18 protein-coding genes are annotated in these 22,323 nt (G+C 61.9%); 12 read left to right on the plus strand and 6 right to left on the minus strand.

Annotated features, from left to right (window positions below; all coding sequences use genetic code 11):
- The first annotated feature begins 161 nt into the window (after nucleotides 1-161).
- Nucleotides 162-710: a thymidine kinase gene (locus tag BXA07_RS22365; RefSeq protein WP_076571172.1), complete on the plus strand. Its 549-nt coding sequence runs from the start codon at nucleotides 162-164 to the stop codon at nucleotides 708-710.
- A gap of 126 nt (nucleotides 711-836) precedes the next feature.
- Here the strand turns inward: BXA07_RS22365 and BXA07_RS22370 are convergent, their stop codons facing one another.
- Complete coding sequence (locus BXA07_RS22370; RefSeq protein WP_076571004.1) at nucleotides 837-1,109, minus strand: putative signal transducing protein; 273 nt, start codon at nucleotides 1,107-1,109, stop codon at nucleotides 837-839.
- 50 nt (nucleotides 1,110-1,159) lie between these two features.
- On the minus strand, nucleotides 1,160-3,130 hold the full coding sequence (locus tag BXA07_RS22375) for a methyl-accepting chemotaxis protein (RefSeq protein ID WP_076571006.1): 1,971 nt from the start codon (nucleotides 3,128-3,130) through the stop codon (nucleotides 1,160-1,162).
- A 562-nt stretch (nucleotides 3,131-3,692) separates the two neighbouring features.
- Between BXA07_RS22375 and BXA07_RS22380 the strand changes: the two genes are divergently transcribed.
- Nucleotides 3,693-5,960 (plus strand): carboxy terminal-processing peptidase, encoded by a 2,268-nt coding sequence (locus BXA07_RS22380; protein WP_076571008.1) that lies wholly within the window; start codon nucleotides 3,693-3,695, stop codon nucleotides 5,958-5,960.
- A 50-nt stretch (nucleotides 5,961-6,010) separates the two neighbouring features.
- Here BXA07_RS22380 and BXA07_RS22385 read toward each other — a convergent pair whose 3' ends face one another.
- Both BXA07_RS22385 and BXA07_RS22390 read right to left on the minus strand, forming a co-directional pair.
- Nucleotides 6,011-6,979, minus strand: a complete 969-nt coding sequence (locus BXA07_RS22385) for an IS1595 family transposase (RefSeq protein WP_076571010.1) — start codon at nucleotides 6,977-6,979, stop codon at nucleotides 6,011-6,013.
- Nucleotides 6,980-7,227: 248 nt separating this feature from the next.
- A complete protein-coding gene (locus BXA07_RS22390; RefSeq protein WP_076571012.1) occupies nucleotides 7,228-8,154 on the minus strand; it encodes a LysR family transcriptional regulator in 927 nt (308 codons plus the stop codon).
- Nucleotides 8,155-8,260: 106 nt separating this feature from the next.
- Here BXA07_RS22390 and BXA07_RS22395 point away from each other — a divergent pair, with 106 nt between their 5' ends.
- Nucleotides 8,261-9,475, plus strand: coding sequence for an MFS transporter (locus BXA07_RS22395; RefSeq protein ID WP_076571013.1), 1,215 nt, complete (start codon nucleotides 8,261-8,263; stop codon nucleotides 9,473-9,475).
- Nucleotides 9,476-9,637: 162 nt separating this feature from the next.
- On the opposite strand, the gene BXA07_RS22400 is transcribed toward BXA07_RS22395, so the two are convergent.
- Nucleotides 9,638-10,291 carry a pentapeptide repeat-containing protein gene (locus BXA07_RS22400; RefSeq protein ID WP_083708459.1) on the minus strand — a complete coding sequence of 218 codons (654 nt, stop codon included), beginning with the start codon at nucleotides 10,289-10,291 and terminating at the stop codon, nucleotides 9,638-9,640.
- Between the two features lie 337 nt (nucleotides 10,292-10,628).
- Here BXA07_RS22400 and alaC point away from each other — a divergent pair, with 337 nt between their 5' ends.
- The 5 genes from alaC (at nucleotide 10,629) to BXA07_RS22420 (ending at nucleotide 17,916) form a co-directional block, all read left to right on the plus strand.
- Nucleotides 10,629-11,846 carry an alanine transaminase gene (gene alaC, locus BXA07_RS22405; protein ID WP_139335703.1) on the plus strand — a complete coding sequence of 406 codons (1,218 nt, stop codon included), beginning with the start codon at nucleotides 10,629-10,631 and terminating at the stop codon, nucleotides 11,844-11,846.
- 264 nt (nucleotides 11,847-12,110) lie between these two features.
- The gene (locus BXA07_RS22410; RefSeq protein ID WP_076571017.1) at nucleotides 12,111-13,013 is read left to right on the plus strand and encodes an HNH endonuclease; all 903 of its coding nucleotides are present in this window, start codon (nucleotides 12,111-12,113) and stop codon (nucleotides 13,011-13,013) included.
- A 372-nt stretch (nucleotides 13,014-13,385) separates the two neighbouring features.
- Nucleotides 13,386-15,674 carry a 5-methyltetrahydropteroyltriglutamate--homocysteine S-methyltransferase gene (gene metE, locus BXA07_RS22415; protein ID WP_076571019.1) on the plus strand — a complete coding sequence of 763 codons (2,289 nt, stop codon included), beginning with the start codon at nucleotides 13,386-13,388 and terminating at the stop codon, nucleotides 15,672-15,674.
- A 221-nt stretch (nucleotides 15,675-15,895) separates the two neighbouring features.
- Entirely contained in the window at nucleotides 15,896-16,048 is a 153-nt protein-coding gene (locus BXA07_RS30885) for a hypothetical protein (RefSeq protein WP_170909713.1), read from the plus strand.
- Between the two features lie 278 nt (nucleotides 16,049-16,326).
- Nucleotides 16,327-17,916 carry an aspartate:alanine exchanger family transporter gene (locus BXA07_RS22420; RefSeq protein WP_076571020.1) on the plus strand — a complete coding sequence of 530 codons (1,590 nt, stop codon included), beginning with the start codon at nucleotides 16,327-16,329 and terminating at the stop codon, nucleotides 17,914-17,916.
- 235 nt (nucleotides 17,917-18,151) lie between these two features.
- Here the strand turns inward: BXA07_RS22420 and BXA07_RS22425 are convergent, their stop codons facing one another.
- Nucleotides 18,152-18,664, minus strand: coding sequence for a hypothetical protein (locus BXA07_RS22425; protein ID WP_212592351.1), 513 nt, complete (start codon nucleotides 18,662-18,664; stop codon nucleotides 18,152-18,154).
- 332 nt (nucleotides 18,665-18,996) lie between these two features.
- Here BXA07_RS22425 and BXA07_RS22430 point away from each other — a divergent pair, with 332 nt between their 5' ends.
- Genes BXA07_RS22430 through BXA07_RS22445 form a run of 4 tightly spaced genes read left to right on the plus strand, consistent with a single transcriptional unit; the run spans nucleotide 18,997 to nucleotide 22,291 of the window.
- A complete protein-coding gene (locus BXA07_RS22430; protein WP_076571023.1) occupies nucleotides 18,997-20,187 on the plus strand; it encodes an acyl-CoA dehydrogenase family protein in 1,191 nt (396 codons plus the stop codon).
- 16 nt (nucleotides 20,188-20,203) lie between these two features.
- Nucleotides 20,204-21,349: an acyl-CoA dehydrogenase family protein gene (locus tag BXA07_RS22435; RefSeq protein ID WP_076571025.1), complete on the plus strand. Its 1,146-nt coding sequence runs from the start codon at nucleotides 20,204-20,206 to the stop codon at nucleotides 21,347-21,349.
- Complete coding sequence (locus tag BXA07_RS22440; protein WP_076571026.1) at nucleotides 21,346-21,843, plus strand: MaoC family dehydratase; 498 nt, start codon at nucleotides 21,346-21,348, stop codon at nucleotides 21,841-21,843. The genes BXA07_RS22435 and BXA07_RS22440 overlap by 4 nt, the downstream gene beginning before the upstream one ends.
- Complete coding sequence (locus BXA07_RS22445; protein ID WP_076571028.1) at nucleotides 21,836-22,291, plus strand: MaoC family dehydratase; 456 nt, start codon at nucleotides 21,836-21,838, stop codon at nucleotides 22,289-22,291. The genes BXA07_RS22440 and BXA07_RS22445 overlap by 8 nt, the downstream gene beginning before the upstream one ends.
- Nucleotides 22,292-22,323: the final 32 nt, after the last annotated feature.

A 22,323-nucleotide genomic window follows, 5' to 3' on the forward strand; every position in this document is an offset into this window, starting at 1 on the left:
CGGCGGCAAGGTACGCGATGCGAGTATGCGCCGTTTTTGGCCCGCTTGCCGCGCCACAAGCAGGACTATTAAGCTGCCGCAAGCCTGCCATTGCGATTTATAATCACGCCTCGAAAAGATACTAAAAAGTATTGAAAATCAACCAGACAGGGCAGGCGGCAGTGGCAAAACTTTATTTCCGGTATTCCGCGATGAACGCGGGCAAGTCGACGGCCTTGTTGCAAGTCGCGCACAACTATGAAGAGCAGGGCCAGCAGGTGCGCCTGTACACGGCCGCCATCGACAGCCGCTACGGCGTGGGCCGGGTCACCTCGCGCCTGGGTCCGCAGCGCCAGGTCGATATCTTCCATGCCGACACGAATTTCCTCAATGATATCCCGCAGGTGGCTTGCCTGCTGGTTGACGAAGCGCAATTTCTCAGCACGGCACAAGTGCAGCAATTGCACCAGCTGGCGCAAGTGAAGGGCGTGCCCGTCATCTGCTACGGCTTGCGCACGGATTTCAAGGGCGAGCCGTTCCCTGGCTCGGCCTATCTGCTGGCGCTGGCCGACGATATCGAGGAATTGAAGAATATCTGTACGTGCGGCAAGAAGGCCACGATGAACATCCGCGTGGACGAGCAGGGCCGCCGCATCAAGGAAGGCGAGCAGATCAGCATAGGCGGCAACGAGAGCTACCGCCAGGCGTGCGGGCGCTGTTTCTATGCCTGATTTACAACGCCTAGCAAAACCGTAGCGAGCGGAAGGAAGTTGTGGTTGAGAAGCGCAACCGTACGAAGGTACAGTGAGCATCGCAGACCGCAAATTACGACGCGCAGTAGGTTTTGACAGGTGTTCTTATTCGGCGACGGGCGCGCCCACATCCGCATCGTCGGACAGGGCCAGATCGCCCCGCTCGAACGCGGCCAGGATGTCATTCGCGCGCGCGACGTCATGTGCGCGCACCATGACGCGGGCGCCGCCGATGGCGGCCGCCAGCAGCATGTCGGCCTGCATGTGCTGGTCGTCCGTCAGCAGCACGTCGATGCCGGCGGCGGCCAGGCAGCCGCGGATGACGTGCGCATCCGTGGGGATCATCAGCCGGGCAATCAAAACATAGTCGTCGTGCATCGTGTCTCCTGGCAAGGTGGGCTCGTCCCATCTTAGCACCAGGCATGGCCTTACAGCTTGAACACGCCCACCACCTGCGTCAAATCCTGCGCCTGCTCCTGCAGGGCGTCGGCGGCCGCGGCTGCTTCTTCCACCAGGGCCGCATTCTGCTGGGTCACCTGGTCCATCTGGGCGATGGCCTCGTTGACTTGCTCGATGCCGCTGCGCTGCTCTTCGCTGGCCTGCGCAATATCCGCCATGATGGCGCTCACCTGGCGCACGCTGGCCACCACCGTGTCCATGGTGGCGCTGGCCTGGCTCACCTGGGCGTGGCCCAGGTCCACCGTGCCGGCGGACGCCTGGATCAGGTCCTTGATGTCTTTCGCGGCCGCCGTCGAACGCTGCGCCAGGGTGCGCACCTCGGTGGCGACGACGGCGAAGCCGCGTCCCTGTTCGCCGGCCCGGGCCGCTTCCACGGCCGCGTTCAAGGCCAGGATATTCGTCTGGAAGGCGATGCCGTCGATGACGCCGATGATGTCGGCGATCTTGTTTGAAGAGCTGCGGATGGCGTCCATGGTGCTGGCCACCTGCGCCACAGCCGCGCCGCCCTCGGCGGCCAGGGCCGAGGAATCGCGCGCCAGCCGGCTTGCCTGCTGCGCGTGGTCGACGTTCTGGCGCACGGTGGAACTCAGTTCTTCCATCGAGGCGGCCGTTTCTTCCAGCGAACTGGCTTGCTGCTCCGTGCGGCTCGACAAATCCAGGTTGCCGCTGGCGATTTCAGCGGAGGCCGTGGCGATCTGCCCGGCGCTGCCGCGCACCTTGCCCACCACTTGCGACAGCTTGTCGCTGATGCCGTTCATGGCGCGCAGCAGGCGGCCGATTTCGTCCAGGCTGCGGGTATCGAGGTGTACCGTCAGGTCGCCGGCGGCCATTTGCGCGGCGGCCGCTTCGGCTTGCGCCAGCGGGCGCGACACGAGGGTGCGCACCAGCCAGTACAGCAGCAGGGCGAAGACGAGCAGGGCGATGAAGCCGGAAATGGCCAGCTGGTTGCGCAGCTGGCGCGCTTCCAAGGTGATTTCGTCCGTGAACGTGCCGCCCGCGATGATCCATTGCCAATCCTTGAATTGACGGTAATACAGCTGCTTTTCGCGCGCGAGGGCAGCCGTTTCGCCGGGGGCCGTCCACGTGTAGCGCATGGCGCCGTCTTTCTGCGCCAGCATGTCCTGGATGAACAGGCGGCCGTCGCTGGCCTTGAAGTCGAGCGCGCTCTTGCCCTCGCTGTTCGGGTGCAGCACCAGGTGGCCGTAGTTGGCGCCGGGCGCCGTGTCGACAATATAGATGTAGCCCGTCTGGCCGATCTTGACCTTGCGCATCTTCTCTTTCAGCATGGCCAGATTCTTGCTGATGTCCAGGCCGATGAACAGCACGCCCACCACCTTGCCGGACGCGTCGCGCACGGGGTCGTACTGGGTAATGTATTGCTTGCCGAATAAGGTCGCCATGCCGATGAAGCGCTGGCCTGCGCGCAGCGGCGCGTAGCTGGGATGCTGGTGGTCGAGCTGGGTGCCGATGGCCCGTTCGCCATCCTGCTTTTTCAGCGAAGTGCTGATGCGCACGAATTCATCGCCATTGGCGGCAAAGATGGTGGCGATTGCGCCCGTCTGCGCCGTGTAGCGGTCCACCACGGCCGTGTCGAGGTTGAGCACCTTGCCGCCGTTGGCCAGGGCTGGCGTGGCCTTGCCGGCCACGGCCACCATGGCGCTGGCATCGACCGTGAACGGGGCGGCAAATTCGGCCGCGAACAGGCGCGCGAAGCTGGCCGCTTCGTTGACCATGGCCGTATGGAACACTTCGGTGGTGGTCATGACGCTGTCGAGTTCGCTGATGACGGCCGCTTCGGCCCGTTGTTCCAGCACGCGCGAGGTGCTGATGCTGATCAAGGCCGTCAGGCTGGCCAGGATCAGACTGACAAGGACGAAGGTGAAGACGGTGATCTTGCCGCCGACGCTGTAGTGGCGTGGGTGAAGGGAGAATTTTTGCATGACGAAGTCGAGTCTGGTAACGGATGGGCTGCGCAGCGCGCACACGCCACGCACATCGCCGCCGGCAAGGCAGGCAATGGGAGAAGGGCAATCTACGGAAGCTGGTGCGGCGGGAAAAGGGTTAAGGCTGGGCTGTGGCAGTATCAACAGCCGCTGTGTCAGGGGGCGATGATACCATGAAGCTTGCCTTTTGTTACTAAGTGTTTCCCGTGGGAATTAAAAATTGATCGAGAAACTTTATCTACATCAAGCATAATGACCATGCCATATTGACTTTTTTCAATTGCACCCTGTGTTTTCGGATTGCTGCCTGGCGTTTCTGCCGCCTGCTGCCTGGGTGCGGACAATTCCTCACGAATGTTTCACTTTGTAATGAATGAAACAGCATCCTTAATCCGCGTTTAAGCTTCTGGGAAGAAACTGATATTCCATGGGAGACTGCCAGGCCGTATCCTGTAGAATAATATGCAGACCAGTCGTGTATTCCCCTTACTGTCTTGCTGGCTGGCGCATGCATCTCTGCGCAGCCTGGAATTGATATAACTAATTTTCGGAGTAGCCGATGAAGAAGCAAATGATGCTGGTCACCCTGGTGCTTGCCCTGTCAGCCCAAGCTGGCGCAGCCCAGACGGACAAGAGCGCCGCGCCTCCGCCCCCCATGAAGCCGCTGGCCCAGCAGACCCAGGCCGCCCTGTGGGCGTCGCGCGTCCTGACGCGCGTCCATTACAAGGCCACGCCGCTCGACGACGCCATGTCGGAAAAGATCTTCGACCGCTATTTCAAGTCCCTTGACGCGGAAAAGCTGTTTTTCGTGCAAGCCGACATCGACCGCTTCGCGCCGCTGCGCAGCAAGCTCGACGACGCCATCATCAACGAAGACCTGACGGCGCCGTTCGCCATCTACAATCTGTACCAGCAGCGTTTCGACGAGCGCATGGCGTATGCGCGGGAATTGCTGAAGACCAAATTCGATTTCACGGCCGACGAGAGCTACCAGCTCGACCGGGAGAAGGCCGCCTGGCCGAAAAACGACGAGGAAGTGCGCGACCTGTGGCGCAAGCGCGTCAAGAATGACTGGCTGCGCCTGAAGCTGGCGGGCAAGGAAGACAAGGCCATCCGTGAGACGCTGGACAAGCGCTATGAGAGCTATACCACGCGTTCGCGCAAGCTCAACAGCGAAGACGTGTTCCAGATCTTCATGAATGCGTATGCGATGTCGATCGAGCCGCATACCAATTACCTGGGGCCGCGCGCTTCGGAAAATTTTGACATCGCCATGCGCCTGTCGCTTGAAGGCATCGGCGCCGTGCTGCAGACGCGCGACGAATACACGGTGGTGCGCGAAGTCGTGCCGGGCAGCCCGGCCGGCCTGTCGGGCAAGCTGAAGGTGGGCGACCGCATCGTCGGCGTGGGGCAGGGCGACAAGGGGCCCATCACGGAAGTGCTGGGCTGGCGCATTGATGACGTGGTGCAATTGATTCGCGGCGCCAAGGATTCCGTCGTGCGCCTCGATGTGCTGCCTGCCGATGCCGGTCCCGACGCCAAGCACGTGGTCTTGCCGCTGGTGCGCAAGAAAATCAGCATGGAAGAGCAGGCGGCGAAGAAATCCATCATCGAAGTGCGCGACAACGGCGTCAAGCGCCGTATCGGCGTGATTTCCTTGCCGACCTTCTATCAGGACTTCGCGGCGCGCCAGCGTGGGGACAAGGATTTCAAGAGCGCCACGCGCGACGTCGCCCGCCTGCTGGGTGAATTGAAGAAGGACAAGGTCGACAATGTCCTGATCGACTTGCGCAACAATGGCGGCGGTTCCCTGATTGAAGCCGTCGACTTGACGGGTCTGTTCATCGACAAGGGCCCGGTCGTGATGCAGCGCAATGCCGAAGGCAAGGTCGACATCGAAAGCGACAATAATGCCGGATTGGCCTGGGATGGCCCGATGGGCGTGCTGATCAATCGCGGTTCCGCTTCCGCCTCGGAAATTTTCGCCGCCGCCATCCAGGACTACGGCCGCGGCGTCATCATCGGCGAAGGCAGCTTCGGCAAGGGCACCGTGCAGACCTTGTTCAATCTCGACCGTTTCGGCGGCAGCGAGAAAGCCCGCTACGGCGAGCTGAAAATGACGATTGCGCAATTTTTCCGCATCAACGGCGGCACCACGCAATTGCGCGGCGTCACGCCCGACATCAAGCTGCCAGCCATGTCCGACACGGAAAATTTCGGCGAGTCGAGCTATGACAATGCCTTGCCATGGGTGGCCATCAAGCCGGCGCCTTACATGCCGACGGGCGACCTGAAGGATATCGTGCCCATGCTGGACAAGAAGCATGAGGCGCGCGTGGCCAAGGACAAGGATTTCCAGTACCTGCTCGATGACATCGCCCTCGTCGTCAAGCAGCGCAAGGAAAACCAGATTTCGCTCAATGAAGCCGTGCGCCGCAAGGAGCGCGACGCGCAGGAAGCGCGCGCCAAGGCGCGTGAAAAGCGCCTGATCGCGCAGATTTCCAACCCGTCCGACGACCTGGTGGTGATTCCTGACCCGAAAGATGTGCTGAAGGGCGCGAAGGCGGCCAGCAAGACGGCCAAGCAGATTGCTGCCGTGAAGGGCGCCCTGCGCACCGATGACGGCTTGCAGGGCGATGAACGGGCCCTGAGCGCCGAACTGGACGCCGAGACGGCCGCCAAGAGCGCCAAGGACGTGCTGCTGAACGAATCGGCGCGCATCCTGGCCGACGAAGTGGCGCTGATCAAGTCCGATACGCGTCTGGCAGCCAAGGTCTTGCCTTACGCTGCCGATAGCAAGGCAAGCCCGGTGGCGGCAGCGAAGTAAGCTGGTCACGGAGTAAACAACCGGTTCCTGGCGGAACCGGTTTTTTTTGGCTATGTCACCGTCAGGTGTGGGAATGTTCCCACCGTTGCTTTCAATAACGCTTCTGGCGAGCGGATGCGCCCGGCGTCCAGTATCCAGCGCCACCCCAGGTAATTCGGCAGATAACGGCTGGCTACGCCATGGAAGATGCGCAGCCAGCCGCGCAAGCGGCTGTGATACGCGTTGACGTTCTGCACGTGGGCGGCGCCCTGCACGCGGATGCCGGCGTGCAAGTTGACGGCCTGGTGGCTGATGCCCGCTTCACGGGCGAAGGCGCGATAGGCAGCGTGGCCGTCGGTGAGCAGCAAGACGTCCTTGTCGATCACGGGTGGCAGGCAGGCATGCAGCTGCACCTTGGTCAGCGCCCCTTTTCCCGTGACGAAATCGAGGGTTTGTCCCGTGCGGTCGCGCGCCACCACGATGCAGACCTGTTCACTGGAAATGCCGCGCTGGCGGGCATGGCCGCCCCGGCGGCGTGCCGGACGCGCCAGATGCCTGGATCCCTTTTCCGATTCCAGCAGATACAGCTCGTCGGCCTCGGCGATGCCGTGCAGGCAATGGGGCCGGTCCGTCCTGGCGAGCGTCAAAAACCGGTGGCGCCAGCGGAAGGCGGTGTTGCGGTGCACGTTCAGCTGTCGCGCTGCCTGGCGCACGGAAGCCGATGCCAGCAGGCAATCGGCGTAGGCTAGCCACAGCGATTTATGGCGCAAGCGCGCCAGCGGCGTGCCGGTGAGCGCATTGAAGGTGCGCCCGCACGGCACGCAGCGGTAGCGCTGCAGTCCGTGCGCACGACCGTGCCGGTGAGCATGGCTGCTGTGGCAGGCGGGACAAGCCAAATGCGGCTGTGCAACGCTTTCAAGCAATGCGACGGTGGCGTCCTGTGGCGTGTTGCCACGCAGCCGGGCGATGCCTGCCTGCCGCTGGCGGCGGCTCAGCTGGGAAAACTGCGCGATAAAACGGATCCATTTGGCGTGCTGCATGGAAGGCTCCTGTTTGTCTGAGATAGACAGTCAGACAGCCGGGGCAGAGCAAGATTCCTGGAAATCCCCTACTTAACGGAGACAGAGCCTTTTTTTTCGCCTCGATCAGTTATCTGTTTTGCGTATTTCTATCATTCCAACAATCAATTGGATTGATATGCCGCGACGCAGCATAATGCATCTGTCTCCTCTATTCTCCTCCAAGAAAATAGATTCAGCCCGCTCCTTGTAGCGGGCTTTTTTTTGCCTCAGATTTCGCGCGCAGGCATTTGCACATCCGCATTTTCCGCCAGCAAGCCGGTGAGCCAGCCGGCAAACGCCTGCACCTTGGGCGCAGCCAGGCGGCCTTGGGGCGTCAGCAGGGATATGGGCATGGGCGTGGGCGGGTGGGCGGGCAGCACGGCCACGAGCGCGCCGCTGTCGAGGTGGCGGCGCACCTGGTACACGGCCGCCTGCGCCAGGCCCAGCCCCTGCAGCGCGCAATCGACGCTCGCGTCCGCATCGTTGACGGCGATGGGGCCGGCCATCTGCACGCGCACCACCTCCTTGTCTTGCAGGAAATCCCAGTCGAAAGCGCGTCCCGTGCGGCCCGAGTAATGCATGATGCCCCGGTGCGCGGCCAGCTCGGCCAGGGTGTGCGGCGTGCCATGCCGCGCCAGGTAGGCGGGCGAGGCGCAGGTGACGAAGCGCATCTGGCCGATCTGCTTGCCGATGAAGGCGGAATCCTGCAAGTCACCCACGCGCAAGGCGCAATCGATGCCTTCCTGCGTCAGGTCGATCAGGCGGTCCGTCAGGCTCAGCTGCAAATGCACCTCGGGGCAGGCGGCGTGAAATTGCGCAAGATGGGGCACCACCAGGGTGCGCCCCACCGTACTCGGCAGGTTGATGCGCAACAAACCGCGCGGTTTTTTCGCGTCAGGGCCGCGAAACGCCAGCTCCGCCGTATCGACGGCCTTCAGGATCGCCACGCAGTGGTGAAAGTACTCGGCCCCTTCCGGCGTCAGCGACAAACGGCGCGTGGTTCGCTGCAGCAATTGCGTGCCCAGGTAGGCTTCCAGCTTTTGCAGGGTGGCCGTCAGCGCGGCGCGCGGCAAGTTCAAGGTCTCGGCCGCCTTGGAAAAGCTGTTGGCTTCGACGATGCGCACGAAGGTCTGCATGGCCTTGATCTTGTCCATGGCGATTGTTCATCTTATGTGAAAAGTATAAGCGGATTATGCCCTAATTATCTTTGCCGCAGGTTTGCCTAGAATGGCAGCATCCCTACCGAACCGAGGAAACAACATGAACAAGGCCTCATCTGCTACTCCCCGCGACATCGCGCCCGCCATGGTGCTGCTGCTGGCCATCGCCTCCGGCCTCATCGTCGCCAACCTGTATTACGCGCAAACCCTCGTCGGGCCCATCAGCGCCTCGACGGGCCTGTCGGCCAAGGCGGCCGGGCTGATCGTCACCCTGACGCAAGTGGGCTACACCCTGGGCCTGCTGTTTGTCGTGCCGCTGGGCGACTTGCTGGAAAACCGCCGCCTGATCGTCACGGCCTTGCTGGTGACGGCCACGGCCCTCGTGGCGGCGGCCCTCTCCACGGGCGCCGTCGTCTTTCTTGCGGCCGCCCTGGCCATCGGCCTCGGTTCCGTGGCGGCGCAGGTGATCGTGCCGTTTGCCGCCCACCTGTCGCAGGAAGCGACGCGCGGGCAGACGGTGGGCAAGGTGGTCAGCGGCTTGTTGATGGGCATCATGCTGGCCCGGCCCGCGGCCTCGCTGGTGGCGGCCCATGCGAGCTGGCACGTGGTGTTTGGCGGCGCCGCCGTGCTGATGGTGCTGCTGGCGCTGGTGCTGCGCCGCGCCTTGCCCGTGCGCCAGCCCGTGTCGGGCATGCGCTATCCGGCCCTGATGGCGTCCTTGTGGCATTTGCTGCTGGGCACGCCCGTGCTGCGCCGCCGCGCCGCCTATCACGCGGGCCTGTTTGGCGCCTTCAGCCTGTTCTGGACCGTCACGCCGCTGGTGCTGGCCAGCCCCGCGTTCGGCCTGTCGCAAACGGGCATCGCCATCTTTGCCCTGGTGGGCATGGCCGGTGCCGTCGCCTCGCCCATCGCGGGCCGCCTGGCGGACGCGGGCCACACCTTGCCGGCCACGGCCGCCGCGCTGGCGCTGGGCATCGCCGCGTTTGCCTTGCCGATGTTGGCGCCGGAAGCGAAACACGTGGCGCTGGGCTTGCTGGTCGTGGCGTCCATCGTGCTTGACATGGGCGTGGCGGCGAACCTGGTGCTGGGCCAGCGCGCCATCTTCAGCCTGGGCGCGGAAGTGCGGGGCCGCCTGAACGGCTTGTACTTCGCCCTGTTCTTTGCTGGCGGCGCGGCCGGCTCGGCCATCGGCGCCTGGGTGTACGCCAGCTACGGCTGGCCTGCGACCTTGCTGGCCGGCATGGCGTTTCCGGGCTTGGCCCTGCTGGTGTGGCTGGGAGAATTTTTACCCTCGGCAACGCGCCGCACGGCGTGAAACCCTGATGGCAGCTCATTATCACTGATGGATATTTCTATCATCATGAAGATAAAGTGGCGTGATATGCCGCGCTGCCGCATCATGCACTTGTCTCCTCTATCTCCTCCAAGGAAATAGATTCATCCCGCTTCCATAGCGGGTTTTTTTTTGCCTTTTACATTAAATCACCACGAGATCGAGCGCGCGCATGAAGTTGGCCGCCTGCGCATGCGTGATGACGGCGCCTTTCAGCAGGGACGCTTCGCTCAGTTTGAAACCGTCGATGTCGGCGCCGCGCAAGTCCGCGCCCTGGAACTTCGCCAGCTTGATGGTGGCGTTGCGCAGGCTGCCTCCTTCGAAGACGGCGTCGCGGAAGTCGCAGCCGGCCAAGTAGGCGTCGGAAAAGTCCAGCTGTTTGAGTATTGCCTTGCGGAACGAGAAGCCGCGCAGGTCGGCGCCCACCAGCAGGCTGTCTTCGAAGGTCAAGCCCAGGTGGGCCGCTTCCTCGAACGCGGCGCCCGTCAGCTTGCAGCCCCGGTAGGTGGCCGAGGCCAGCTTGGCGCGCCGCCATTTCGTGTTGTTCAGGTCGCACCCTTCGAAGGTGGCGTCGACGGCGTCGACGGATTCGAAATCGGCGCTGCCGGCGCGGCAGCGGCGCCAGGTGCTGCGCGCAAGCTTGCTGGCAAACAAGTTGGTGTCGGCAAAGGTGCAGCGTTCAAAGGTGCAGCCCTGCAAGTCGAGGCGCGACAGGTCTTCGCCGTCGAAGGCGCAATCGATGAAGTGGTGCACCGGCAGGGCCAGCTGCTGCTCGATGCCGGCGCGGTCCAGGGTCATGCCAGTTGCTGCGGTGTCGTGTGTTGCCATCCTTCTCATTCCTAATCAAAGCAGGGGAGGGATGGCGCGGCGGGAAAATGCACGAACCAGTACACCTCACCGGCTGGTGTAACAGCCAAGGGTCAGCGCCGTGGGTCCGCGCGGGCGGGAGCATGCCGGACTGTGCCGGGCACTTACCGGGTTACCAACCGGTGCGCTCATTTTCGATCAGCCTGTATTGTAGCGGCTAGACTACACACTTGCCAGTGCTGGATAAACCGGGTTAGTATCGTTGCAGGCACAGCCACTGCGCCAACGTCGCTCGGACGGATCCGGGCGCTTACGTACAGAGATAACCATGACCGACAGCCAAGCTCCGCGCAGCTTTTCGCGCATCAATCGTCTTCCCCCCTACGTTTTCAATATCACGGCCGAACTCAAGATGGCGGCGCGCCGCCGTGGCGAGGACATCATCGACATGTCGATGGGCAACCCCGATGGCGCCACGCCCGCCCACATCGTGGACAAGCTGGTCGAGACGGTGAAACGTCCCGACACGCACGGCTATTCCGCCTCGAAAGGCATTCCCCGGCTGCGCCGCGCCATTGCGCACTGGTACAAGAAGCGCTACGAGGTCGACATCGACCCGGACAGCGAAGCCATCGTCACCATCGGCTCGAAAGAGGGCCTGGCCCACCTGATGCTGGCAACGCTCGACCGTGGCGACACGGTGCTGGTGCCCAATCCCAGCTACCCGATCCACATCTGGGGCGCCGTCATCGCGGGCGCCGACATCCGCTCCGTGCGCATGGGCCCGGGCGTCGATTTCTTTGCCGAGCTGGAACGGGCGATCCGCGAAAGCTACCCGAAGCCGAAGATGATGGTGCTCGGCTTCCCGTCCAACCCCACGGCGCAATGCGTGGAACTGGAGTTCTTCGAGCGCGTCGTCGCGCTGGCGAAGCAGCACAATATTTTGGTGGTGCATGACCTGGCCTACGCCGACATCACCTTCGATGGCTGGAAGGCGCCGTCCATCATGCAGGTACCCGGTGCCCGCGACGTGGCCGTCGAGTTCTTCACCATGTCGAAAAGCTACAACATGGCGGGCTGGCGCATCGGCTTCATGGTGGGCAATGCGGAACTGGTGGCGGCCCTGGCGCGCATCAAGAGCTATCACGACTATGGCAGTTTCACGCCCGTGCAGGTGGCGGCCATTGCCGCGCTGGAAGGCGACCAGAGCTGCGTGACGGACATCTGCGCCCAGTACCAGCGCCGCCGCGACGTGCTCGTCAAAGGATTGCATGAAGCGGGCTGGATGGTGGAAAAACCAAAGGCGTCGATGTACATCTGGGCGCATATCCCCGAGGCCTATCGCCACCTGGGGTCGCTGGAATTTTCCAAGCTGCTGCTGGAAAAGGCCAGGGTATGCGTTTCGCCCGGCATCGGCTTTGGCGAATACGGCGATGAATACGTGCGCTTTGCCCTGATCGAAAACGAGGCCCGCGTGCGGCAAGCCTTGCGCGGCATCAAGAACATGTTGCGTTCCGGTGAAGGAAAAGCGGAGGCGGCAGCATAAAAAGTTACCGCATGGAATTGTCTGTTGCCCGTAATATCACTGCGGCGTATTTCTGACATCACGAATATAAAGTGGTTTTATATGCTGCAACGCGGCATCATGCATTTGTCTCCTCTATCTTCCTCCAAGGAAATAGATTCAGCCCGCTACGCAGCGGGCTTTTTTTTGCCTGGAAATTCATGTTTGTTGTCTGAAGAGTATTTGGTGGACGTTGAATGGCAATGCATGTTTCAATGCGCGCTTATCCTTCTATGAAAGCCGGGCATGGCACATGAAAATCTCAGCAAAGGACAGCAAGAGGTTACTGAGGCGGACACGTTTTTCATCAATAGCGATGCAACGTCAAATAATGAGTTCAGTTTTCATAACGAATGGTTAGTCAGGGGCGTTGCAGTGACCAGTGGCGGCCCCGAGTTCCTGGAAAAGATCAAGCGGCCCAAGCGCGGTGACACCCTGCTGCTATGGGTAAACAAGATCGGTATTGTTGCTGCTGGGACGGTGCTCGATGACGCGCCAGTCATTGTGTATCGCGGCGGGGGAGTGGTCAGTCCGAATGAACCAGAAGAGTATCACCGCATGGTACGCTGGTATGCGGATCTGCGCAGTACGCCTGTTTCCGCGGCCGAAGTCGTCGTTTTTCACGGCACCAATCCTCGACAGGCGTTTGGCGCGCTGAACAAGGGGAAGGAAGCCATCCTCGCATTGATCGCCAGCAGGGTGGAGCAAAATGATATCCATGATTTGCTTTCGCGGGGGAAGGGGCGATCAACGGAGATAGAAATACTGTGCCAGGCCCGGCTCGGCCAAGGCAGATATCGGGACGAATTGCTCGCATTGTGGGATAGGAAATGTGCTGTCACGGGTTGCGATCTTGAGCCGGTTCTGCGTGCATCGCATGCCTTGTCCTGGCAAGGGGCTACTGATCAGCAGAGGCTTGATCCCCATAACGGCTTGCCGCTGATCGCTACCCTGGATGCCTTGTTTGATCGAGGCCTGATCAGCTTTGCAGACGATGGCGCCATGCTGTGCTCCCCCTCGCTGCTGGGGCGGCATCGTGAACGCATCGGTTTGCCTGCCCCGCTGCGCATCGCTTTGAAGGAAGAACAGAAGTATTATCTGCGCATGCATCGGCAACGCTTTGCGTTTTGTTCGCCGCCCCAGGATTGAACCATCATCACTACGCTGCCCTCTATTTCGCTGTCGACGGCGCTGCATTTTTCGTTGTCCGTTTGAGATATGGATAATTCATATCTCCACTATCACAACATGTAATTGGATTGATATGCAGCAATGCTGCATCATGCATCTGTCTCCTCTATCTTCCTCAAAGAAAATAGATTCAGCCCGCTCCCGTAGCGGGCTTTTTTTTGCCCGTGAGCCGTCCTGGAATACGTTGACACTTTTTCGATGCCGCGCAAGACGGCCGGATGGATTCTGGCAGTCGCATGAATTTTAATAATGGATGCATGAAGTTTTACCATTATTTTTCATGGATGAAAGCCCCTATGATGTCTCCACACTTCACCAGGAGGCACTACCATGACCGTCACGACACACAATCTCGGCTACCCGCGCATCGGCGCCCAACGCGAACTGAAATTCGCCCTGGAAGACTACTGGAAGGGGCAAAGCAGCCTGGACGCGCTGGAAGGCCAGGGCGCCGAGTTGCGCCAGCGCCATTGGCAAGACCAGCACGCGCTGGACTTCGTGCCCGTGGGCGACTTTTCCTTCTATGACCAGGTGCTGGACCTGAGTTTTACGCTGGGCAACCTGCCGCAGCGCGTGCGCGGCCTGGAAGGCGACGCGCTCGACAACTATTTCCGCGTGGCCCGTGGCCGCTCGGCCAGCGACAGCGATTGCAGCTGCGTCCACGCCGGCGAGATGACGAAATGGTTCGACACGAATTACCACTACATCGTGCCGGAATTTTCGGCCGAGACGCAATTCAAGCTCGACAGCAGCCGCCTGCTGCGGCAACTGGCGCAGGCGCGCCAGCTGAACGTGAAAGCCAAGCCCGTGCTGATCGGCCCCGTCACCTATTTGTGGCTGGGCAAGGCCAAGGATGATTCCGACAAGCTGGCGCTGCTGCATGGCTTGCTGCCCGTCTACGTGCAATTGCTGCAGGAACTGGCCGCGCAAGGCGTGGAATGGGTGCAGATCGATGAACCGGTCCTCGTCACGGAACTCGACGGCGCCTGGCGGCAGGCGCTGGTGACGGCCTACGACGCCTTGAGCAAGGTCAAGCACGTCAAATTGCTGCTGGCCACGTATTTCGGCAAGCTGCAAGACAATTTGCCGCTGGCGTGCCAGCTGCCCGTGCAAGGCCTGCACCTGGACGCGATCAATGCCCGCGATGAGGTGGAGCAAGTGATCGCGCAATTGCCAGCGTCCAGCGTGCTGTCGCTGGGCGTCGTGAATGGCCGCAATATCTGGAAGACGGATTTGAACGACGTGCTGGCGTGGCTGGAACCGGTGCACGCCAGCCTGCAAGGCCGGCTGTGGATCGCCCCGTCGTGCTCGCTGCTGCACGTGCCCGTCGACCTGGCCAGCGAGCAACAGCTCGACGCCGATATCCGTTCCTGGCTGGCCTTTGCCCGCCAGAAGCTCGATGAAGTGCGCACCATCGCCGGCGCCCTGAATCACGGCCGCGCCTCGGTGCAGGCAGCGCTCGATGCCAATCATGCGGCCGTGCAGGCGCGCCGCGACTCACCGCGCGTGCACAATCCGCATGTGAAAGCGGCCGTGGCGCGCATCGATGCGACGTTGGGCCAGCGCGTGAGCGGCTATGCCGAGCGTGCCGCCAGGCAAGCTGCGCTGCTGCAACTGCCGCTGTACCCGACGACGACCATCGGCTCCTTCCCGCAGACGGCGCACATCCGCCAGGCGCGCAGCCAGTTCCGCCGCGGCCGGCTGGACGAGGCCAGCTACAAAAAGCTGATGCGGGCGGAAATCGCCCATTGCGTGCAGGAACAGGAAACCCTGGGCCTGGACGTCTTCGTGCACGGTGAGGCGGAACGCAACGACATGGTGGAATACTTCGGCGAACAGCTGGACGGCTACGCCTTCAGCCAGTTCGGCTGGGTGCAGTCGTATGGTTCGCGCTGCGTCAAGCCGCCCTTGCTGTTCGGCGACATCAGCCGCCCGCGCGCCATGACGGTCGAGTGGAGCACCTACGCCCAGTCGCTGACGGACAAGCCGATGAAAGGCATGCTGACGGGCCCCGTCACCATCCTGAACTGGTCTTTCGTGCGCGACGACCAGCCCCGCAGCGTGTCGTGCTACCAGCTGGCGCTGGCCATGCGCGCCGAGGTGCAGGATCTGGAGCGGGCCGGTATCCGCGTGATCCAGATCGACGAGGCAGCCTTGCGCGAAGGCTTGCCACTGCGCAAGTCGCAATGGGACGAGTACCTGCGCTGGGCCGTGGAAGCGTTCCGCATCACGGCCAATGGCGTGGCTGACGAAACGCAGATCCACACGCACATGTGCTATTCGGAATTCAACGACATCATCGCGCAGATCGCCGGCATGGACGCGGACGTGATCACGATTGAAACGTCGCGCTCCGACATGGAATTGCTCGACGCCTTCGATGATTTTAATTATCCGAACGCAATTGGCCCCGGCGTCTACGACATCCACTCGCCCAATATTCCGAGCCAGGAACAGATGGTGATATTGATGCGCAAGGCGGCCGCGCGCATTCCCGCGCAGCGCCTGTGGGTCAATCCCGATTGCGGCCTGAAAACGCGCGGCTGGAAAGAAGTGATTCCCGCGCTGGCCAACATGGTGGCGGCCGCGAAAACCTTGCGTGCCGACAACGTGGCATAGGGATCGCAGGGGCAGGAGAGGCCGCTATGGCTGAGATATAGAACAATCGTATTTCTGTCATCACAACATACAATTGGATAGCTATGCTGCGATGCGGCATCATTCACCTGTCTCCTCTACTTCCTCACAGGAATTAGATTCAGCCCGCTCCCGCAGCGGGCTTTTTTTTTGCTTCCTCGCTTAAGATACCCTTGCCAGACCATGCACAAGGAGACAAGCTGATGACGCCTTGGTTGCGCGCCGTGGGCATGCTTGCCCTGGTGTCGCTCGGTGCAGGTACGGTGCACGATGCGCAGACCGTGCCAGAGGGGTTTGCGCCACAGGCTTGCGTCAGCGTGGAGCAAGCCCGCGTGCTGGTGACGCGTGAACAATGATCGCATCGAAAACTCGTCATTTTTGGAACGGCCTGAAGAGATATTGATAAAGCATATTTCTATCATCACAACATGCAATTGGATTGATATGCTGCAATGCGGCATCATTGCACCTGTCTCCTCTACTTCCTCACAGGAATTAGCTTCAGCCCGCTCCCGCAGCGGGCTTTTTTTTGCTCTTTTTACCGTGCATGTTGCCGCACACGCTAGCTTGTCATCCGGGCATGATGTTGCTTTTGTGCATGCTAAACTGGGCCTTCCCCAGACCAAGGTTCCTGATGCTTCAATTATTTCGCCACACGCTGGAGTCCACCCCCATCCTCGCCCTGTTTCTCGTCATCGGTGCCGGTTATGCGCTGGGGCGCGTCAGCGTGTTCGGTTTTTCGCTGGGCGTGGGCGGCGTGCTGTTCGCGGGGCTGGCGCTGGGCGCCTTTGCGCCCGGTTCCGTGCCGCCGCCCATGGTCGGCTCCATCGGCCTGCTGCTGTTTCTGTATGGCATAGGCGTGCAGTACGGCGTACAGTTCTTTGCCGGCTTGCGCGGCGCGGGGCAGAAACACAATCTGATCGCCTTTGCCGCCGTCATGGGCGGCCTGGCCGTGTCCGTCTGGGGCGGGCAGTGGATCGATATCTCGCTGCGCATGGCCAGCGGCGTGTTTGCCGGCGCCATGACCAGCACGGCCGCCCTGCAGGCGGCGCTGGAAGCGTCGCACGGCAATGGCGACGCGGCCGTCGGCTATGCGGTGGCGTATCCGTTCGGCGTCGTCGGCCCCATGCTGGGCCTGTACCTGGCCGGGCGCATATTAAAACCCGTGCTGACGCCGCCGCCGGCGCCCATCGTCGTGTCGGAAATCACCATCGATGCAGCGGCATTGGCGGGTGCGACGCTTTCCGAACTGGCCGACGGCCCGCTGGCGGGCGTGCAAGTGATCGGCGTGCGCCAGGGCCACCAGAATCGCTTGCCCGACCCCTCGCTGGTGCTTGGCGTGGGTGACGCGCTGATGGTGTCCGGCACGGTGGCGGGCGTGGAAGCGGCGCGCACGGCGCTGGGCCACCTGGACCCGGGCCGGCTGATGAAGGACCGCAGCGCCTTCGACGGCACGGAAGTGTTCGTGTCGGACGCGGAAATCGTCGGCGTGCCGCTGGGCGAATTGAACCTGGCAAAAGACTTTCCGCTGCAGATCGCGTTCATCCGCCGTGGCGACGCGATGATCCTGCCGCACCCCTTCCTGACCCTGGAATTCGGCGACCGGGTGATGGTCATCGCGCCGGCGAAACATGCGGCCGACGTGCGCAAGCTGTTCGGCAATTCCATCACGGCCACGGCCGAGTTCAGCTATGTCTCGCTGGGCATGGGCATGGTGCTCGGTGTGCTCTTGGGCCTGGTACCGATACCGTTGCCGTGGATAGGCTCGTTCAGCCTGGGCCTGGCGGGCGGTCCGCTGGTGATGGCGCTGATCCTGGGACGCCTGGGCAGGGTGGGCAAGATCAGCTGGCGCCTGCCCCTGTCTGCCAACCTGGTCATGCGCAACTATGGCTTGACGATTTTCCTCGCCTCCGTCGGCATGGCCTCCGGCTTGCCTTTCGTGCAGCAGGTGGGCGCCGACGGCTTGCCCATGCTGGTGCTGGGGGCCGTGACGGTGCTGGTGGTGGTGGCCCTTGTGGTGATCCTGGGCAAGGTCTTCCTGCGCCTGCCGTTTCCCGAGTTGCTCGGCATCGCGGCCGGCGCCACGGGCAACCCGGCCGTGCTCGTATTTGCCAACCGCCTGGCCAAGTCCGACCGCCCGAATCTCGGCTATGCGATGATTTTCCCCAGCATGACCATCGTCAAGATCGTGGCCGTGCAGGTGCTGCTGCATTTGTATGGGTGATTGCGGCCAAGACCTGCTGTTGGCGGTCTTTCTCCGAACCGGCCGTTGAACAGTTGCTACAAAGCGGTTCGTTGTCATGGACTCCGAAGTCGTAGATTATTTCCGCTGGTTCGCGTTGAACATAGGTTGGAAGTTTCATCGCCCCTCGGCCTGCTCCGTGGCACAGGGGGGGGCGCTTAGCATGGGGCTCACTCAGCAGGAGTGCAAGTCCTCTACTCATCCGACAAGGGACTCGTCACTTGCCGCCTTTCTCCCACAGGTACTTGTCAAAAACCCGTTCAGCGAACCACTTTTGATTGACCACGTCATAGAATTCATCGCGCCCTGCCGGTGGAATCGTCGTGCAATCGATATGCTGAATCAGTTTTTCAATGGCACGCAAGATTGCCTCTTCAGACTGTTTGAATTCAGATGACCACCGTCCGCAATAATCAAGATAGGAGCCATTCTTGAAGTCCAGCGCATCAGCCGCGCGCTTATCGAAGATTTTTACGGGACTCTTGCTATGGAACCAAAGAATCTTGGACGCCGCGGACATTAACTTGCGCGTCTTGACGAGTTCGCTCTGTAGTTGATCCACTGCATGCACATAAGTTGATGCACTGAGCTTTTTCATGCTGAGTAATTTCTTGGCGGTATCATCCCAACCAGCATATCTCCGGCCGTCAGGGATGCCGCGAATGACGCTATACGCCGTGGCGATATCGCCCAACGTGGCCGCCATCGCCGTCATGTCCTTGTCTTTCATGCGTTTCAGGAACAAGCGGTCCTGTCTCCACCACAAGTTTGCATAGCCGATAGCGGCGTGATTGTATAAATGCTCCATTTTGTCATTTCTATTATGTTTGTGATTATTGCAGCATAGCATTATTTTTCTCGATGTTGTCCATAAAGAAATTTTATCTTGTCGATAGCTGCAGCGCCATAAAATGGGGCTGCGATGGGCGCCATCTGTGCTGCAAAACCGCTGGCACGACACGGATTCTGTTGTACAATCCTTGAGAACGGTCGTGCTTTTTTGTGCGCTGAGCTTCCTTGCGTGCAGGCATCACGGCAACTCATAAGAACAAGGAGACAGACATGGACCTGCATTACACGGCCGGGGAGACGGCGTTCCGCGACACGGTGCGCGCCTTCCTCGACACCCATCTGCCGGCGGACTTGCAGCGCAAGGTGCGCCAGCATCTGCGCCTGAACCGCGATGACTATGTGCGCTGGCACAAGATTGTCGCGCAACAAGGCTGGGCCGCGCCGGCCTGGCCCGTCGAATACGGCGGCACGGGCTGGACGTCCGTGCAGCGCCATATCTGGGAAGACGAGTGCGCGCGCGCCGCCACGCCGCCGATCTTGCCTTTCGGCATCAACATGGTGGCGCCCGTCATCATGGCCTTCGCCAGCGCCGAACAAAAGGCATATTACTTACCGCGTATCCTCAACTGCGACGACTGGTGGTGCCAGGGATACTCGGAGCCCGGCGCCGGTTCCGACCTGGCTTCCCTGAAAACCACGGCCGAGTGCGACGGCGACCATTACGTCGTCAACGGCCAGAAAACCTGGACCACCCTGGGCCAGCACGCGGACATGATCTTTTGCCTGGTGCGCACGGACAGCACGGTGCGCAAGCAGGAAGGCATCAGTTTCTTGCTGATCGACATGAAAACGCCGGGCATCACCGTGCGCCCCATCATCATGCTCGATGAAGAACACGAAGTGAACGAAGTCTTTTTTGACAATGTGCGCGTGCCCGTCAGCAATCTGGTCGGCCAGGAAAACAAGGGCTGGACCTACGCCAAGTACCTGCTGGGCCACGAGCGCACCGGCATCGCCGCCGTGGGCCGCTCCAAGCGCGAATTGACATTCCTCAAGCAGCTGGCCATGCAGCAGAGCAAGCGCGGCGCGCCGCTGCTGCACGATCCCGCGTTTGCCGCCAAGGTCGCTACCCTCGAAATCGAATTGATGGCGCTGGAAATGACGGTCTTGCGCGTCATCAGCGACGAGGGCAAGGGGCCGGGGCCGCAGGCGTCCATGCTGAAGGTGCGCGGCTCGGAACTGCAGCAGCAGCTGACGGAACTGATGGTCGAAGCCATCGGCCCGCAAGCCTTGCCATTCGACCCGGCATTTCTCGAAGGCAGCGCGCCCCACAGCGCGGGCGGCGACGATCTGGCCGCGCCGCTGGCCGCGTATTACTTCAATTACCGCAAGACATCGATCTATGGCGGCTCGAATGAAATCCAGAAAAACATCATCACGCAGATGATCCTGGGCCTGTAAGCCAGAAGGAGACGACATGGACTTCCAATTCAATCAGGAACAGCAGCAATTCGCCGACGCGCTCAGGCGCTGGGTCGACAAGGATTACCCGTTTGAAACGCGGCAAACCATCATCCATTCCGCCACGGGCACGTCCGATGCCGCCTGGGCCACCTTGGCCGAGTTGGGCATGACGGCCTTGCCGCTGCCGGCCGCCGCGGGCGGCTTCGACGGCACGGCCGTCGACATGCTGCTGGTAATGCAGGAACTGGGCCGTGGCCTGGTGGTCGAACCGTATTTCGCCACCGTGCTGGGGGCGCGCTTTTTGACCCTGGCGGGCGGCCACGACGCCGTGCTGGAACAGGTCGCCAGCGGCAGCCTGAAACTGGCTTGCGCGCTGGGCGAGCGCCAGGCGCGCCATGACATGCACGACATCGCCACCACGGCCATCGCCAGCGGCGACGGCTTCGTGCTGGACGGCGAGAAAACCGTCGTCATTCATGGCGCCCAGGCGGACTCTCTGATAGTGTCGGCGCGCAGCGGCGGCGGCCAGGATGAGACGGACGGCATTTCGCTGTTCCTCGTGCCCGTGGACGCGCCCGGCGTTTCCGTGCGCGACTACCGCACCATCGACGGCCAGCGCGCCGCCACCGTGACCCTCGTGCAAGTGGTGCTGGGTCACGACGCCCTGATCGGCCAAGCGGGGCAGGGCTGGCCCGTGCTCGACGCGGCGCTCGACTATGGCGCCGCCTTGCTGTGCGCGGAAGCCGTGGGCGCCATGGACGCCATCTTTGCCGCCACGCTCGACTACTTGAAGACGCGCCAGCAGTTCGGCGCGCCGATCGGCAAGTTCCAGGCCTTGCAGCACCGCATGGCCGATATGTTCATCCACCTGGAGCAAGCCCGTTCGATGGCCATGCTGGCCGCCGCCAATGCCGGCAGCGAGGACGCGGCGGAGCGCCGCCGCACGGTGTCCGCCGCCAAGGCGCGCGTGGGCCTGGCCGCCACCTTTGTCGGCCAGCAAGCCGTGCAATTGCATGGCGGCATGGGCGTGACGGACGAATTGCCGGCCGCCCACCATTTCAAGCGCCTCTCCATGATCGCCCTGACCCTGGGCGACGTGGACCATCACATCGAGCGCTTTATCGCCCAGCCGGGCTTCTTGCCGACGGAGACCGCATGACCGCATTGACCGAAATCAGCCCCAAGCATTGGTATTTCGAAGACTTTACGCAGGGCCTGGAAATCGACCTGGGTCAGCGCCACGTGACAGAAAAGGAAATCATCGCCTTCGCCACGGATTTCGACCCGCAGCCATTCCACGTCGACCATGCGGCCGCTGAAAAAACCATCTTCAAGGGCGTCATCGCCAGCGGCTGGCACACTTGCGGCCTGATGATGCGCCTGGTGGTGGACAACCTGCTCAGGCATTCGTCCAGCATGGGCTCGCCCGGCCTGGACAGCATCCGCTGGCTCAAGCCCGTGCGCGCGGGCGACACCCTGCACCTGACCTACCAGGTCAAGGAAGTGCGGCCGTCCACCTCGAAGCCGGACCGCGGCATCGTCATTTCCGTGTGGAGCGTGCGCAACCAGCATGGCGAGGTGGTGACCACCGTCGAGGGCATGGGCATGTTCGGCCGCCGCCCCGTGGCGCAAGAGGAGCAGGCCCGTGCGTGATATCGCCGGCATCGCCGGTTTCCAGGCCTTGTCGGGACAGCACGTGGCCGTCTCCGACTGGCTCACCGTCACGCAGCAGCGCATCGACACCTTTGCCGACGCCACGGACGATCACCAATGGATCCATGTGGACGCCGAGCGCTGCGCGCGCGAGTCGCCGTACGGCGGCACCGTGGCGCACGGTTTTCTGACCTTGTCGCTGTTGCCCGCCATGCTTGCGGGGGCGCTGCACATGGCCGGCATCCGCATGGCCATCAACTACGGCTTGAATAAGGTGCGCTTTCCCGCTCCCGTGCCCGTCGGCAGCCGATTGCGCGCGCGACTCGACATTCTCTCCGTGGACGACCTGCCGGAAGGAGCGCAGGTGAACTGGGCCGTGACCATGGAGAGGGAAGGCGACACGAAACCCGTGTGCGTGGCGGAGTTCCTGATGCGCTGCTATCCCTGAGCCACCACTGGACGGCATAGTCCGTTGATCAA

It is taken from the genome of Janthinobacterium sp. TND4EL3, assembly GCF_900156175.1.
GTDB lineage: Bacteria > Pseudomonadota > Gammaproteobacteria > Burkholderiales > Burkholderiaceae_D > Janthinobacterium.

Coding starts and splice junctions, on each gene's coding strand:
- BXA07_RS22370 (WP_076571004.1), bottom strand. CDS start 1,109: ATGCACGACGACTATGTTTTGATTGCCCGGCTGATGATCCCCACGGAT.
- BXA07_RS22375 (WP_076571006.1), bottom strand. CDS start 3,130: ATGCAAAAATTCTCCCTTCACCCACGCCACTACAGCGTCGGCGGCAAG.
- BXA07_RS22380 (WP_076571008.1), top strand. CDS start 3,693: ATGAAGAAGCAAATGATGCTGGTCACCCTGGTGCTTGCCCTGTCAGCC.
- BXA07_RS22385 (WP_076571010.1), bottom strand. CDS start 6,979: ATGCAGCACGCCAAATGGATCCGTTTTATCGCGCAGTTTTCCCAGCTG.
- BXA07_RS22390 (WP_076571012.1), bottom strand. CDS start 8,154: ATGGACAAGATCAAGGCCATGCAGACCTTCGTGCGCATCGTCGAAGCC.
- BXA07_RS22395 (WP_076571013.1), top strand. CDS start 8,261: ATGAACAAGGCCTCATCTGCTACTCCCCGCGACATCGCGCCCGCCATG.
- BXA07_RS22400 (WP_083708459.1), bottom strand. CDS start 10,291: ATGACCCTGGACCGCGCCGGCATCGAGCAGCAGCTGGCCCTGCCGGTG.
- alaC (WP_139335703.1), top strand. CDS start 10,629: ATGACCGACAGCCAAGCTCCGCGCAGCTTTTCGCGCATCAATCGTCTT.
- BXA07_RS22410 (WP_076571017.1), top strand. CDS start 12,111: ATGGCACATGAAAATCTCAGCAAAGGACAGCAAGAGGTTACTGAGGCG.
- metE (WP_076571019.1), top strand. CDS start 13,386: ATGACCGTCACGACACACAATCTCGGCTACCCGCGCATCGGCGCCCAA.
- BXA07_RS30885 (WP_170909713.1), top strand. CDS start 15,896: ATGACGCCTTGGTTGCGCGCCGTGGGCATGCTTGCCCTGGTGTCGCTC.
- BXA07_RS22420 (WP_076571020.1), top strand. CDS start 16,327: ATGCTTCAATTATTTCGCCACACGCTGGAGTCCACCCCCATCCTCGCC.
- BXA07_RS22425 (WP_212592351.1), bottom strand. CDS start 18,664: ATGAAAGACAAGGACATGACGGCGATGGCGGCCACGTTGGGCGATATC.
- BXA07_RS22430 (WP_076571023.1), top strand. CDS start 18,997: ATGGACCTGCATTACACGGCCGGGGAGACGGCGTTCCGCGACACGGTG.
- BXA07_RS22435 (WP_076571025.1), top strand. CDS start 20,204: ATGGACTTCCAATTCAATCAGGAACAGCAGCAATTCGCCGACGCGCTC.
- BXA07_RS22440 (WP_076571026.1), top strand. CDS start 21,346: ATGACCGCATTGACCGAAATCAGCCCCAAGCATTGGTATTTCGAAGAC.